Origin of the sequence: Streptomyces sp. NPDC005866 (genome assembly GCF_040629895.1) — a bacterium.
Lineage (GTDB): Bacteria > Actinomycetota > Actinomycetes > Streptomycetales > Streptomycetaceae > Streptomyces.
Genome location: NZ_JBEXWP010000025.1, coordinates 64,744 through 79,024 on the forward strand (window position 1 = coordinate 64,744; position 14,281 = coordinate 79,024).

General features: G+C 71.1%; 14 protein-coding genes. 11 read left to right on the plus strand and 3 right to left on the minus strand.

Going from position 1 to position 14,281, the window contains the following annotated elements; genetic code table 11:
• Window positions 1-2: 2 nt before the first annotated feature.
• Complete coding sequence (locus tag ABZ396_RS30855; RefSeq protein WP_358923271.1) at window positions 3-317, minus strand: hypothetical protein; 315 nt, start codon at window positions 315-317, stop codon at window positions 3-5.
• A gap of 333 nt (window positions 318-650) precedes the next feature.
• Between ABZ396_RS30855 and ABZ396_RS30860 the strand changes: the two genes are divergently transcribed.
• From ABZ396_RS30860 to ABZ396_RS30890, 7 genes are all read left to right on the plus strand, one after another.
• The gene (locus ABZ396_RS30860) at window positions 651-1,886 is read left to right on the plus strand and encodes a DUF1343 domain-containing protein (protein WP_358923272.1); all 1,236 of its coding nucleotides are present in this window, start codon (window positions 651-653) and stop codon (window positions 1,884-1,886) included.
• Window positions 1,883-2,866, plus strand: coding sequence for a GNAT family N-acetyltransferase (locus ABZ396_RS30865; RefSeq protein ID WP_358923273.1), 984 nt, complete (start codon window positions 1,883-1,885; stop codon window positions 2,864-2,866). The genes ABZ396_RS30860 and ABZ396_RS30865 overlap by 4 nt, the downstream gene beginning before the upstream one ends.
• Window positions 2,863-4,179: an ABC transporter substrate-binding protein gene (locus ABZ396_RS30870; RefSeq protein WP_358923274.1), complete on the plus strand. Its 1,317-nt coding sequence runs from the start codon at window positions 2,863-2,865 to the stop codon at window positions 4,177-4,179. Before ABZ396_RS30865 ends, ABZ396_RS30870 begins: the two co-directional genes overlap by 4 nt.
• Window positions 4,173-5,138, plus strand: coding sequence for a sugar ABC transporter permease (locus ABZ396_RS30875; protein ID WP_358923275.1), 966 nt, complete (start codon window positions 4,173-4,175; stop codon window positions 5,136-5,138). Before ABZ396_RS30870 ends, ABZ396_RS30875 begins: the two co-directional genes overlap by 7 nt.
• A complete protein-coding gene (locus ABZ396_RS30880; protein WP_358923276.1) occupies window positions 5,135-6,004 on the plus strand; it encodes a carbohydrate ABC transporter permease in 870 nt (289 codons plus the stop codon). Before ABZ396_RS30875 ends, ABZ396_RS30880 begins: the two co-directional genes overlap by 4 nt.
• A 38-nt stretch (window positions 6,005-6,042) precedes the next feature.
• The gene (locus ABZ396_RS30885) at window positions 6,043-6,192 is read left to right on the plus strand and encodes a hypothetical protein (protein WP_358923305.1); all 150 of its coding nucleotides are present in this window, start codon (window positions 6,043-6,045) and stop codon (window positions 6,190-6,192) included.
• A 112-nt stretch (window positions 6,193-6,304) separates the two neighbouring features.
• On the plus strand, window positions 6,305-7,549 hold the full coding sequence (locus tag ABZ396_RS30890) for a ThuA domain-containing protein (protein ID WP_358923278.1): 1,245 nt from the start codon (window positions 6,305-6,307) through the stop codon (window positions 7,547-7,549).
• 240 nt (window positions 7,550-7,789) lie between these two features.
• Here ABZ396_RS30890 and ABZ396_RS30895 read toward each other — a convergent pair whose 3' ends face one another.
• Window positions 7,790-8,446, minus strand: a complete 657-nt coding sequence (locus ABZ396_RS30895; protein ID WP_358923280.1) for a type III effector protein — start codon at window positions 8,444-8,446, stop codon at window positions 7,790-7,792.
• Between the two features lie 128 nt (window positions 8,447-8,574).
• On the opposite strand from ABZ396_RS30895, the gene ABZ396_RS30900 reads away from it, so the two are divergent.
• The 3 genes from ABZ396_RS30900 (at window position 8,575) to ABZ396_RS30910 (ending at window position 10,010) form a co-directional block, all read left to right on the plus strand.
• Entirely contained in the window at window positions 8,575-9,006 is a 432-nt protein-coding gene (locus ABZ396_RS30900; protein WP_358923282.1) for an Hsp20/alpha crystallin family protein, read from the plus strand.
• 103 nt (window positions 9,007-9,109) lie between these two features.
• Entirely contained in the window at window positions 9,110-9,505 is a 396-nt protein-coding gene (locus ABZ396_RS30905; RefSeq protein WP_358923301.1) for a DUF2267 domain-containing protein, read from the plus strand.
• A 70-nt stretch (window positions 9,506-9,575) separates the two neighbouring features.
• Window positions 9,576-10,010, plus strand: coding sequence for a DUF2267 domain-containing protein (locus ABZ396_RS30910; protein WP_358923303.1), 435 nt, complete (start codon window positions 9,576-9,578; stop codon window positions 10,008-10,010).
• Window positions 10,011-10,108: 98 nt separating this feature from the next.
• Here ABZ396_RS30910 and ABZ396_RS30915 read toward each other — a convergent pair whose 3' ends face one another.
• Window positions 10,109-11,050: a D-2-hydroxyacid dehydrogenase family protein gene (locus ABZ396_RS30915; protein WP_358923284.1), complete on the minus strand. Its 942-nt coding sequence runs from the start codon at window positions 11,048-11,050 to the stop codon at window positions 10,109-10,111.
• Window positions 11,051-11,331: 281 nt separating this feature from the next.
• Here ABZ396_RS30915 and ABZ396_RS30920 point away from each other — a divergent pair, with 281 nt between their 5' ends.
• Window positions 11,332-14,199, plus strand: a complete 2,868-nt coding sequence (locus ABZ396_RS30920; RefSeq protein WP_358923286.1) for a BTAD domain-containing putative transcriptional regulator — start codon at window positions 11,332-11,334, stop codon at window positions 14,197-14,199.
• Window positions 14,200-14,281 lie beyond the last annotated feature (82 nt).

Consider the following 14,281-nt stretch of genomic DNA (forward strand, 5'->3'; position numbering starts at 1 on the left):
CCCTAGCGGGGGTTGAAGACCACGCTGGCGAAGCGGATGCTGCTGGGCGCCGAGTGCCCGGGGGCGATCCGGTGCGCGGTGCCCTTGCACTTCTTCTTGCTGTAGACGACGAGCGCCTTCTTCGTGGCGTTCTGCGCACCGCGCGCCTCCTGCGCCATGTCGAGGCACTTGCGGTCCGGCGGGCTCTGGATGGCGTACGCCTTGCCCTTGGGTCCCAGCCAGACGAAGGACCCGTCGGCGGCGGCGGCCGGACCGATGGTGATGACGGCGAGAGCGAGGCCACCGAGAGCGGCGGTGAGCGGACGGCTGAGACGCATGGTGATGTCCTCCGTGAGCGGTGAGAACGGTGACGACGGTGACGACGGAATCGACGGAGAGACCGAGGTCCGGCGCCATCACACACCGTTACCGCGTCCGGACGCCCCGGCGACACGGAAACGTCCCACGTCCGGGGGATGCCCGTCGGCGGGCTGCGATGCGCCCGAGGGCAAGTGCGGGCACCGTCAAGGTGGTTGGTCGATGCCGGTCACCCGTGCGCGTGTGGCGGAGGGGACGCGCGAACCGTCGGCGATTCATTGCCGGAAATGAGTGACATAAGAGTAAATTCCCGACCATTGCTTGAGAGGTGTCACCGGCGGACGGGGCAAGGGATGAGCACGGACGACGGCGTGGCGGTGACGACCGGCATCGCGCGACTGCACGACTCGCCCTCACTCGCCGGGGCCGGCCGGTTCGGACTGGTGACCAACCACGCCGGAGTCCTCCCCGATCTGCGCCCGGCGGCGCCCGCGCTGCTCGCGGCCGGCGCGCCGCTGGCCGCCCTGTTCGGTCCCGAACACGGGCTGCACGGGACCGGCCAGGCCGGCGAGACCGAGGCCGTCCGGGCGGACCCCGACACCGGCCTGCCGGTGTACGACACCTACCGGTGCGAAGGCGAGCGCCTCGACAAACTGCTGATCGACAGTGGCGTCGACACCCTGGTGTACGACCTGCAGGACATCGGGGCCAGGTTCTACACCTATGTCTGGACCATGTTCGACCTGATGGTCTCGGCGGCCCGCACCGGCGTCCGCTTCGTGGTCGCCGACCGGCCCAATCCCCTCGGCGGACTCGTGGGCGAGGGCCCGCTCCTCGAACCGGCGTGGGCCAGCTTCGTCGGGCGCGCCCCGATCCCCGTCCGGCACGGCCTCACCAGCGGCGAACTGGCCCGGCACTTCAACGCCGCCGCCGTGCTCCAAGCGGCGGGACGAGCCGTCGACCTGACGGTGATCGAGGCCGTCGGCTGGCAGCGCGCCATGGACGCGCAGGCCACCGGCCTGCCGTGGATCGCCCCCTCGCCGAACATCCCGACGCCCGCCACCGCCACCGTCTACCCCGGCACCTGCCTGTTCGAGGGGACGAACCTCTCGGAGGGCCGCGGCACCACACAACCCTTCGAGATCGTCGGCGCCCCCTACCTCGACGCTCGGTTCACGCCCGCGCTCGCCGAACTCGCCCTGCCCGGGGTGCACTTCCGCGACCTGCGGTACGTACCGGCCTTCCACAAGCACGCCGGACGGCCGCTGCGGGGAGTGCAGCTGCACATCACCGACCGCCGGGCGTTCGCACCCGTACGCACCGCTGTCGCGATGCTCGCCGTGGTCCGCCGGCTGTACCCGGACGACTTCGCCTGGCACACCGTCGACGGCGGCGCCGAGGAGACCGGCCACCGTCACTTCGTCGACCTGCTGTGGGGGTCCGACCGGTTGCGGCGTGCCGTCGACGCGGGCGACGACCCGCTGCCGCTGTGCGACCCGCCGGCCCCGCCCGGCCGCTGGGCCGGCGACGACGTGCTGCTCTACCCCGCGGACCCGCCGCCCGGCCCGGAAGGACGATCCCGTCGATGACCGACCGCACGACGACACCCCCGGCCGGGATCCGTGGCTTTCGCGCGGGCGACGGCCCACAGGTGGTGGAGGCCTGGCGCCGGAGCGCGCCGGCCGACCCCATCACCCCGGACCGCTTCCGCACTCTGGTGCTGCTCGACCCCAACTTCGACCCCGAAGGGCTGCGGGTCGCCGTCGACGGCGACCGTGTCGTCGGCGCCGCCTACGCGGTGCGGCGACAGACACCGATGGCCGGTAGCGACCTGGAGCCGGAACAGGGCTGGATCCCGTTCTTCTTCGTCACCCCGGCCGCCCGCGGGCGCGGCCTCGGCCACCGGCTGCTGACCGACGCCCTCGACTGGCTGCACAGCCACGGCCGTACCCGGGTGGACTTCGCCTCGTACACCCCGAACTACGTGTTCCCGGGCCTGGACGCCGAGGCCTATCCGGAGGCGGCCGGGCTCCTGGAGTCCCTGGGCTTTCGCACGCTGTACGAGGCGGCCGCGATGGACCGGGTCCTGGTCGGCTACCGCTTCCCGGACGACGTGACGCGCCGCCTGGACGAACTGACGGGACGGGGCTACCGGTTCGCCACCCCGGCCGACGACGACCTGGTGGATCTCCTCGCGCTCGCCGGGACACACTTCGGCCCGGACTGGGCGTGCACGATCCGGGCGTGTCTGGCCGCGGGCACACCGCTCGACCGGATCGTCGTCGCCCGTGACCCCGCGCGCCGCATGGTCGGCTGGGCGATGCACGGCGCGTTCGACTCGGTGGACGAGCGGTTCGGCCCCATCGGGGTGCTGGAGGAGATGCGCGGCACCGGACTCGGCGAAGTCCTCCTCCACCTGGTCCTGGAACGGATGCGGGCCCTGCGCGCCCACTCCGCGTGGTTCCTGTGGACCGGCGCCCAGTCGCCGGCCGGCCACCTCTACCGCAAGACCGGATTCACCACGACCCGGGTGTTCCGCGTGATGCGCCGCCAGGCGGCCGACCGATGACCCCGTCCCCCCCGGCGGGCCGGCCGAGCCGCCGTCGCCTCGCGCTCGCGCTGCCCTCGGCGCTGCTCGCGTCCGGCTGTGCCGCGCCGTACCGGGGCACCGGGCGGCCCGGGGATCCGGTCGTCCTCACCTTGCTCTCGCACTACGCGAGCGGGGAGCTCAAGGAGGCGCTGCAGGGCCCGGTCGACGAGTGGAACGCCACGCACGACCGGGTCAAGGTGGTGACCAAGGCAGTCGAGTTCACCGACCTGCTGACCACCTTCATGGTTCGCCAGGCAGCCGGCCAGGGCGCCGACATCCTCCACCCCTACTGCCTGTGGAACGGCCAGCTCGTCCAGGCCGGCGTCCTGCGGCCGGCCCCGGCCGAGCACGCCGAGGAGATCAGGCGCGGTTACGGCGCCGCCGCGGTCGGTTCCTCATCGGTCGCGGGCAGGGTCTACGGCTATCCCACCGAGATGCAGACGTACGCCCTCTACTACAACAAGCGGCTGCTGCGCGAGGCCGGCGTCGGCGAACCTCCGCGCACCTGGCGGGAGCTGGAGGAGACGGCCTACCGCACCGCCCGGCGGGACGGCTACGGCAACACCCTGGTCCAGGGGTTCGGCCTGTCGACCTTCGACGACTCCACGACCGTCGGCCAGACCCTCGCGCTGCTCAACGCCGCCGGCGGACGGTTCGTCTCCGCGGACGGCAGGAGCACCGCCATCGACTCGCCGGCCGGCCGGGCCGTGCTCGACCTGGAGCACCGCCTCGTCGTCAAGGGCGCGAGCGCCCCCGGCGTCAACGTCTACAAGGCGTTCGCGTCCGGGCAGGTGGCCATGGTGATCAGCGCCGGCTGGTGGACCGCCAACCTCAAGTCCCTGATGGGCGGGGACTACCGCGACGTCGGCGTGGCGCCCGTGCCCCTGCCCGAGGCGGACGGCCGACGTGCCACGCTGTCCACCGGGTTCATGCTCGGCGTCAACACCGCCAGTGAACATCCGCGCGAGGCCTGGGAGTTCCTGCGCTGGCTCAACGCCGAGAAGGTGAGCGGTGCCACCCGGATGAGCGCCCTGCAGGTGTCGGTCGGCTCCCTGACCGGCCGCGCCGACGACATGCGGACCCTGCTCGGCGCGGGCGGCGACCCGAACCTGCGGCCGTTCCTGGACGCGCTGGCGTATGCGGTGCCGGAGCCGAACGGGCCGGGCGCACAGCAGGCCAAGTCGCTGCTGCGCAAGAACATCGAGGCGCTGTGGACCGGTCAGCACTCCGTCGACGAGGCCCTGCGCACCACCCGCCGCCAGGTCGACCAGGAGGTGTCGCGCTCATGGTGAACGCCACCCTGACAGCGGAGGCGGCCGAACAGGCGGCGCGCCACCAGCCCGCCGTCGGTGTCCGCGGCCGCGGCCGCGACCGGCAGCGGCGTCGCCAGGCCCTCGTCGCCTACCTCTTCCTGGCCCCGACACTGCTGTTCTACGCCGTCTTCCTCGCCCTGCCGCTCGGCTTCGCGCTGCTGCTGTCCATGTCCCGCTGGGCGGGCTTCGACCTCGGCGACATCGACCCCGTCGGACCGGACAACTTCGCCGGCCTCTTCGCGGACGGTGCGACGTTCCTGACGCCGGTCCTCACCAACACGCTGCTGTTCGCCCTCGGCACCGTGGCCCTCGCGCTCGCCGGCTCCGTGCTCGTTGCCACCTGTATCGACAAACTGCGGTTCCAGGGGCTGTGGCGCACCCTGTACTTCCTGCCGATCGTCACGACCGTCGTCGCCGTCGGCAACGTGTGGAAGTACATGTACGAACCCGGCGGGCTCGTCAACGGCGTCCTCAACGCCCTCGGGCTCGGCTCGGTGGCGTTCCTCCAGGACCCGGACACCGCGCTGCCCGCGGTCGTGGTCGTCCAGGCCTGGGCCTCGGTCGGCTCGGCGATCCTCGTCCTGACCGCCGGACTGAAGTCCGTCCCCCAGTCGTACTACGAGGCCGCCGCGCTCGACGGCGCCGGGCCCGTCACCGTCTTCTGGAGGATCACCCTGCCCCTGCTGCGGCCGTCCCTGCTGTTCGTGTGCGTCACCCAGTTCCTCACCGGTCTGCAGTCGTTCGCGCTGATCATCGTGATGACCAAGGGCGGGCCGGGGGACGCGACCGACGTGGCCGCCCTTGAGATGTACCGGCAGGCCTTCTCGTACGGCGACTGGGGCACCGCCAGCGCGGCCGCCTTCGTGCTGTTCGCGGTGGTCCTCGCGGTCACTCTGGCGCAGTTGTGGCTCTTCCGACGCAAGGGGGAGGACGTATGATCCGCCGACGGTTCCCGTGGCTGTCGTATCTGCTGGTCGTCACCGGCGCCGTGCTCACGGTGGTGCCGTTCCTCGACATGGTGATGACGTCCTTCAAGGGGGCCGGCGAGGCCGGCACACTGCCCTACCGGTTCCTGCCCGAGGCGTTCGACCTGTCCAACTACCGGGCGGCGGTCCACCAGCTGGATCTGCCGGTGCTCTTCCGCAACAGCGTCGTCGCCACGGCCGTGATCAGCGGTTCGGTGCTGGTCACGTCGTCACTCGCCGGCTACGCGCTCGCCAAACTGCGCTTCCCCGGCCGGGACTTCGTCTTCCGCCTGGTGCTGTCGACGATGATGTTCCCGCCGTTCCTCTTCCTCGTCCCGCACTTCCTGATCCTGGTGCACTGGCCGCTTGCGGGCGGCAACGACCTGTTCGGGCGCGGTGGCGCCGGCCTGACCGTCAGCATCGCGGCGCTCGCCGTGCCGTTCCTCGTCAGCAGCTTCGGGATCTTCCTGATGCGCCAGTTCATGGTCTCGATCCCGGACGAGGTGCTGGAGGCCGCGCGCATCGACGGGGCCGGCGAGTTCACCGTGTGGTGGCGGATCGTCGTCCCGCAGACCAAGCCGGTCCTCGTCACCCTGGGACTGCTGACCTTCGTCGACGCCTGGAACGAGTACATCTGGGCGCTGCTCGTCTCGACCGCCAACCCGGACGTGATGACCCTGCCCGTCGGCATCCAGCTCCTGCAGGACTACGTCGACCCGACCCGCACGACGCCGATCCTCATGGCCGGCCTCGTCCTGAGCACTCTGCCGGTCCTGGTCCTCTTCCTGCTGCTGCAGAAGTACTACATCCGTGGTGTGATGCTCAGCGGCCTCAAGTGAACTGAGTTTCCTACCCGGAACGGGGTGTCGGCCGCAACTTGGATTTCTGCCTCGGCACCCACTTCTGCCTGGGCGCACCGCACGTCGACCGCGACGCGGAGAACTACCGGTTCTGGCGGGACGAGGAAACCCAGGACCAGCCGGAATGGAAGCGGTTCGGCATACGGGTGAGCACCGGTTCCGACTGACGCGGCAACAACCGATGTTTGGTCTGCACCATTGACATGTACGCGGACCAGGCCTTCAATGCGGCACGTCCATGTATGTCTTCCGACGTTCACGTATGAGGAAGGTGCTGGCATGATCACCCCCCGCCCGGACATCACCTGGCCCCGCACGCTGTTGAGAATCCTCGCCCTGGTCGCCGTGGTGCTCGGCGTCCAGGCCGGACCGGCACACAGCGCCCGGGCCGCCACGCCCGTCAATGTGATCGCCTTCTACGACGGCACGTACGACGCGGCCCACATCAGCTTCGACCACGAGGCCAACGCCTGGTTCCCGCAGGCAGGCACCCAGAACGGCTTCACCTACACCGCGACCACGGACTGGAACCGCCTCAACTCCGCGACGCTGGCCAACTACCAGGTGGTCATGTTTCTCGACAACTACCCCCACACCGCGTCCCAGCAGGCCGCCTTCCAGAACTACATGGCGGGCGGTGGTGGCTTCATCGGCTTCCACGTCTCGGCGTACAACGACAACGCCAGCGACTGGCCCTGGTACCACAACACCTTCCTGGGCACCGGTACCTTCCGCAGCAACACCTGGGGACCCACCCCGGAAACCCTCCAGATCGACGACCCCGGCCACCCCGCGACCGCGAACCTGCCGGCCACCATCACATCGTCGGTGAGCGAGTGGTACAGCTGGCAGAACGACCTGCGGCAGAACCCGGACATCGACATCCTCGCCTCGATGGCCCCGTCCACCTTCCCGATCGGCACCGACCCCAACCAGACCTGGTACAGCGGCTATTACCCGATCGTCTGGTCCAACCGCCACTACAAGATGGTCTACAACAACTTCGGCCACAACGCGATGGACTACTCGACCAACACCGCCCTCTCGTCGACGTTCGCGAGCGCCCAGCAGAACCAGCTCCTGCTGCAGGAGATCAAGTGGGCGGCCGGCCAGTCCGGTCCGGTCACCCCGCCCGCGAACACCAGCGGTCCGATCCACGGATACGGCGGCAAGTGCGTGGACGTCGCGGGCGCCGCCACCGCCAACGGCACCGCTGTACAACTCTACGACTGCAACGGCACCAGCGCCCAGAACTGGACGGTCTCCACCGCCGGGACCCTCACCGCGCTCGGCAAGTGCATGGATGTGACCGGCGCCGCCACCGCCGACGGCGCCAAGGTGCAGCTCTACGACTGCAACGGCACCGGCTCACAGGTCTGGCAGCCCGGCGCGAACGGCTCCCTGGTCAACCCGCAGTCGGGCAGGTGCCTCGACGCGACCGGCCCCAGCTCGGCCAACGGCACCCGGCTGCAGATCTGGTCGTGCTCGGGAGCCGCCAACCAGAGCTGGACGCTGCCGTCCTGAACCGCCCGCGGCCCCACCGCCGAATCCGCCCGTGAAACGCCGGCATGCCGCAGCCCGCGGCATGCCGTATTCCGTGGAACCAGATGTCTCCGGTGCATGGGTGCGCGCTCGGTCATGGTCACATCCCGGGTCCCAATACCCGCCCCCAACTGCTGCCGCGGCTGGCATGCGTGCCGAGCGTGATCACCCGCGTGACCGGGCGGGGGCCGCGCAGAAACGGGCGGCCGGCGGCCCGTTGCCTCAGTCGGGAGGGGTTGGGGTCTCGGTGGTGTTCGTCAGGGTGTCGAGTTCGGTTGCGAGGTGAGGGTGGGTGGCGGTCAAGTGGGGACGCGTGGCGTTGAGGGGGTGGACGAGGTCGGCGGGGTCGTCCTGGGCGAGGGCCGCGTGGAGTTGGCTGAGGGGGAGACGGGCGTCGGTGGGCAGGTCGGTGAGGGCGGTGATCTGGCCGGCGATGCGGCGCAGGTCGGCGGCGTTGTGGCGGGCCCAGGTGGCGGTGGTGCGTTGGGCGGCGCGGCGTTCACGGGTGGCCTGGACGCGTTGTTCGCCGGTGGTTCCGGTGGGGCCGGGCCGGTTGCGCAGGTAGCGGCGTTCGGCGGCCTGGCGGCTGGTGACGCCGAGGGGGTGGGCGAGGTCGGCCCAGCTGGCTCCCGCGTGGCGGGCCGTCTCGATCAGGCCGCTTTCCCATCCGGCGAGCTGCTCGCGTACCTGTCGCAGCAGCAGCAGGGAGGCCAGGGCCTGTTCGGGGTCGACGTCGTGGGCTTCGGGGATGTCGGGGGCCTTGCGCCGGGCGGCATGCAGGGCTTCCTCGATGGCTTCCAGGGCCGCCGCGGCGGCGAGGAACGACGCCGGGCTTGTCGCGTCGGCGCTGGGTGAGGCCGGCTGGTCGGCCGGGGTCATGGGCACCTCCCTCGGGTCGTCATCATTTGGATGACGTCAATGTTTGTCATCCATCGGATGACATGTTACAACGGTTCCAGTGAGGCGCATTGGCAGCAACTGCCCGAACCTGCTGGAGGTGTTACGCGATGTTGATGCGCACTGACCCCTTCCGTGAACTCGACCGGCTGACTCAGCAGCTGCTGGGCCCGGGCACCTGGACGCGGCCGTCCCCGATGCCCATGGACGCCTACCGCGAGGGCGACGAGTACGTGGTGGCCTTCGACCTCCCCGGCGTCAGCCCGGACGCGATCGACATCGACGTCGAACGGAACATGCTGACCGTCAAGGCCGAGCGCCGGCCGGTGCCCAAGGGCGACGAGGTACAGATGGAACTGTCGGAGCGGCCGCTGGGCGTCTTCTCACGCCAGATCGTGCTCGCCGACACGCTGGACACCGAGCACATCAAGGCCGACTGCGACCAGGGCGTGCTCACCCTGCGCATCCCGATCGCCGAGCGTGCCAAGCCCCGCAAGATCGCCATCGGCGGCGGATCAGACCGCAAGGAGATCTCCGGCTGAGACCGGTCACGCGGGCCGAACAGGTGCGGAGGACGGGTAACTGATCTCCCCCTCTGCCGTCCTCCGCACCCCACGGACAGTCCGAAGGATGGGGGTGGCGATGGTGACCCTGAGACGGGAAGCGTTCCTCGACCAGGTGAAGGAACGCGGCGAGTACGAGAGCCTGGGGGAAGCCGAGCGCGCGGCCCGTGTGGTGCTCGCCCTGCTGGGCGCGCACCTGGTCGGCGAGGTGCGCGCCCAACTGGCGGCGCGCCTGCCGGAGGACTTCGCCCTCGTGCTGCTCAACCCACTGCACAGCGCCGAGCCACTGCCGCCGGAACGGTTCGTGCGGGCGGCCGCGGCCTGGATCGAGGGCGCGACCGACCAGACCGCGGCCTGGGACGTCAGCTCCGTCCTCTCCACGGCCGCCGACGCCGCGGGCGAGGACCTGCTGGGACAGATCCTGCTCCAGCTCCCCGCGGGCTACGACCTACTCTTCGGTCGCCCCCAGCCTGGCTGAACACCCGCACCCCGGGTATCCGCACACCAGCACCGCATCCCCGGTGACAGACAGAAAGGCGAGAACCACAGTGATCACCGACCGGCTCACCCCGCAGCACACGCAAGGGACGGCGTACGAGCAGATGCTGGAGAAGGTTCGCTATGAAGGCGCCTACCCCACCCGCGAAAGAGCCGAGGAGGCCGTCCTCATGGTTCTCGCGGGACTGGGACGCCAGCTGACCGGCGACGAACGCGTCGAACTGGCCGCCAGACTCCCCTTCGAAGCCGCACGCGTCCTCACCACCCAGATCCCCGACACCCAGCCCCTGACCGGCTGGGCCTTCGTCAAGGACCTCGCCGCCCGCACGGGCGCCTCCCTCGCCACCACCCGCTGGGACACCGGCTCCGTCTTCTCCGCAGTCGCCGCCTGCGCAGGCCCCGACCTGATCACCCGCATCCTGCGCCGGCTCCCCTCGGGCTACGCGCTGCTGTTCGGCCGCGCCGAACTCACCCCGGCCGCATAAGCGGTTTTGCCGTGCGGTCCTCAGTTCCTCGCCGACGTGGGGCCGGGGACCGCGAGGGTACGGGTGTAGTCGCCGATCTTTTCCATGGGGATCAGACGTCAGAAGAGTGTTCGTAGGGGCGTTCCGGCGCTCCACGCGGCGATGTCCTCGACCGCATCCCGGTAGAAGACCTCGTACAGATCCCGGCTGACGTAACCGATGTGGGGAGTGACCACGGTGTTCGGCAGGGTGCGCAGCGGGTGACCGGCGGGCAGCGGTTCCCGATCGAAGACGTCCAGCGCAGCTGACGCGATCCTCTTCTCGGTCAATGCCCTGATCAGTGCCGCCTCGTCCACCACGGGCCCGCGCGAGGTGTTCACCAGGATCGCCGTCGACTTCATCAGGCCCAGTTCGCGCTCACCGACCAGGCCCCGGGTGCGCCCGCTGAGTACGACATGAATGCTCAGCACATCCGAGCCGGCGAACAACTCGTCCCGCGAAACGTATTCCGCTCCTTTGGCCTGTGCGTCCTCAGGCGTCAGATTCTGACTCCAGGCGATGGTCCGCATGCCGAAAGCCCGCCCGATCTCCGCTACCGCTGTCCCGAGCCGGCCGAGGCCCAGTACCCCGAGAGTGGCACCCCTGAGGCTCGTCCCCAGGCCCTCCTGCCAACCACCTCGGCGTACGGAGTCCACCTGTTGCGGGATCCGCCGTGCCGCGGAAAGGATGAGCGCCCAGGTGAGTTCGACCGTCGGGTACGAGAAATACCCCGTGCCGCAGACGGTGATACCCGCACGGCGAGCGGCGTCCAGATCGATCGCCGCGTTGACCGGCCCGGTGGTCACGAGCAACTTCAGCCGCGGCAGCCTTCCCAGAGTCGAGGACGGAAAGGGAGTTCGCTCCCGCATGGCGACCACTACCTCGAATTCGGTGAGCGCCGCAACAACCGCCTCCTCGTTCTCGAAGGCATCGGTGAAGACGTGCACCTCGGCGTGGAGGGAATCCCAGTCGGCCAGGCTCAGGGCCACGCCTTGGTAGTCGTCCAGGATCGCGATCCTCATACGGGCTCCTCTCGTTCTCGGCAGCCGGGCCGGCGCCTGCCGTGGTCTCAAGCGAGGGTACGGGGGCCGGACCTCGTCGCGTTGCGGCGCCGTGCACCGCCGTCCCCTCCTTCGCGTGGCCGGTTCCTCGCGTGCGACGCTCCGTGGCGGCGCAACCATGCGCCGCCAGGTCCGCACGGACTCTAAGCTCGTGCGAAGCCGCGCGCCCCCGACGACCGGGTGCGCCGGTCTCACATGTCGTCACAGTCGGTACAGGGGACTCGGTGCGTACACGATTTGCCGTGCTCGGACCCGTCAGGGCTTGGCGCGGCGGCACGGAACTGGTGCTGGGCCCGCCCAAGGAGCGCGCGCTGCTCGCGTTGCTGCTGACCGAGGCGGGGCATCCGGTCGCCGTGCACGAGATCATCGACGCGCTGTGGGGCCAGGACCCGCCGGACAGCGCCGTCAACGTCGTCCAGCGGCACATCGGCGCCCTGCGCCGGCTGATCGAACCCGACCTCCCGGCCAGGAGCGAGTCCCGGTGGCTGGTGCGGGGCTCCGGTGGCTACCGCCTCGAGGCCGACCCCGACTCTCTCGACCTACTCCGCTTCCGGGACCTGCGGCGCCAGGCGGACCAGGCGGCGCAGGACGGGCAACCGGCCACCGCCACCGAGCTGTTGATCGAGGCACTGGCGCTGTGGCGCGGGCCGGCGGCCTCCGGGATCGCGGCCGAAGTGCGGTCCCACCCGGCCTTCACCGCCCTCGACGCCGAGCATCTGGCCGCCGTCAAGGCGGCCGCCGAACTGGCCCTGGAAGCCGGCCCGGGCCTCGGCGCGCGGATCCTGGTGACCCTCCGGCAGGCCGCGGCTCAGCACCCGCTGGACGAAGGACTGCAGGCAAGACTGATCCTGGTGCTCGCGGCCACCGGCCACCAGGCCGAGGCGCTGGACGTCCACCGGACCGTACGCACCCGGCTCGCCGACGAGCTGGGCGTCCAGCCGGGGCCCGAACTCCAGGCCGCCCAGCAGCGGGTCCTCGGCCGAACCCCCACCGCGCGGACCCCGACGGCGTCCGGACCCGCCGACCCCGGCGAAGGCGCGGCCGCGGCCGCCCGGCCGGCCACCGTCGTCACCGTGCGCCCTGCCCAACTCCCCGTGGATCTCGCCGCCTTCACCGGCCGGCGCAGTGAACTCGCCCGCGTCCGGGCACTGTTGCCCGCCACCGACGAACCGGCGTCGACGGTCGTGATCAGCGCCATCGGCGGCATGGCCGGCGTCGGCAAGACCACCCTGGCGGTGCACTGGGCGCACAGCGTCGCCGGCCGGTTCCCCGACGGACAGCTCTACGTCAATCTGCGCGGCTTCCATCCCACCGGCTCGATCATGAGCGCCGCGGAGGCGATACGGTCCTTCCTCGACGCCTTCGGCGTCCCCGCGCAGCGCATCCCCGCGGGGCTGGACGCGCAGGCCGCGCTCTACCGCAGCCTCCTCGCCGACCGGCGCGTCCTCATCGTCCTCGACAACGCCCGGGACAGCGAGCACGTCCGCCCACTGCTGCCCGGCGCGCCCGGCTGCATGGTCGTCGTCACCAGTCGCAACCAGCTCTACGGCCTGGTGGCCGGGGAGGGCGCGCACTTCCTGAGCCTGGACGTGCTCAGCGACGCGGACGCGCGCGAGTTCCTGTCCCGTCGGCTCGGTGCCGAACGCGTCGCGCGCGAACCCGACGCCGTCGCGGAGATCATCGCCCTGTGCGGACGCCTCCCCTTGGCGCTGGCCGTCGTCGGCGCCCGCGCGGTCGTGAACCCGACGTTCCCGCTCGCGTCCGTCGCCGCCGAACTGCACGACAGCGAGGACAGCCTGGACGCCTTCTCCGGAGAGGCCCCGGCCGCGGACGCACGCAGCGCGTTCTCCTGGTCGTACCAGCTCCTCACCCCCGCCGCCGCCCGCGTGTTCCGCCTGCTCGCCCTGCATCCGGGATCCGACAGCTCGCTCGCCGCCGTCGCCAGCCTCGCCGGGCAGCGGGCCGGCCAGGTCCGGCCCCTGCTCGCCGAGCTGGTCCGCGCCCATCTGATCTCCGAGCCCGCGCCGGGCCGCTACGGCTGCCACGAGCTGCTGCGCGCCTACGCGGGCGAGCTGGCCCGGGCGCGGGACACCGCACAGGAGCGGGACACGGCACGGCGCCGCATGTTCGACCACTACCTGCACACCGCGCACGCGGCCGACAGCGTCCTCGCGCCCGGCCGGGAACGCATCCGGCTGCGGCCCCCCGCGACCGGGGTGACCGTCCCGCGGCTGCCCGACCAGGCCGCCGCGGACCACTGGCTGGAGACCAACCGCTCCGCCCTGCTCGCCGCGATCGAGCAGGACGCCCGGCACGGCAGCGGCGAGCACAGCTGGCAACTGGCCACCATCCTGGAGCTGTACCTGGACCGCAACGGCCGTTGGCAGGAGCAGCTCACCGCGCAGACGGCGGCCGTGGGGGCGGCCCAGCGCCTGGGCGACATCAGCGGTCAGGCGGACGGGCACCGGGCGCTCGGCTTCGCCAGCGGCCGTTTCGAACGGTGGGACGAGGCCGACGCACACCTGTCGCGGGCCCTGGAACTGTGCGCCGAGACCGGCGACCGGGCGGGCGAGGGCAGGACCCACCGCCGCTTCGCCTTCCTCGCCAACCGGCGCGGACGGCACAAGGAGGCCCTGGACCACTACGCCCGGGCCAGCACCCTCTACCGCGCGGCCGGACTGTGCGGCGTCGAGGCGGCCATCGCCAACGAGGTCGGCTGGACGTACATCCTGATGGGCAAGTACGAGGACGCCCTGGAGGAGTGCGGCCGGGCGCTCGCCGTCCACCGGGAAACGGGCGACCGCAACGGCGAGGCCGCCGCCTGGGACAGCGTCGGCTACGCCCATCACCATCTGCACCGCCACGACCGCGCACTCGAGTGCTACGAGCACGCGCTGGAGCTGTACCGGGAGATCCGCGACCGCTACCTGGAGGCCGACACCCTGGTGCACATCGGCGACACCCACCGCGCGGCCCGCCACGACCCACAGGCCGCGCTCGCCTGGCGCGAGGCACTCGGCATCCTCGACGAGATCGGCCACCCCGAGGCCGGGCAGCTGCGTGACCGGCTGGAGGACCTTCCCGCACCCGACCCGCCCCGGCGTCAGTAAACCGTCAGAGTTCCGGAAGCGGGCCCTGCCTACGCTCCCCGCGCTCCGCTCCACCAGGAGCCGAAGGGGCGTACGGCATTCC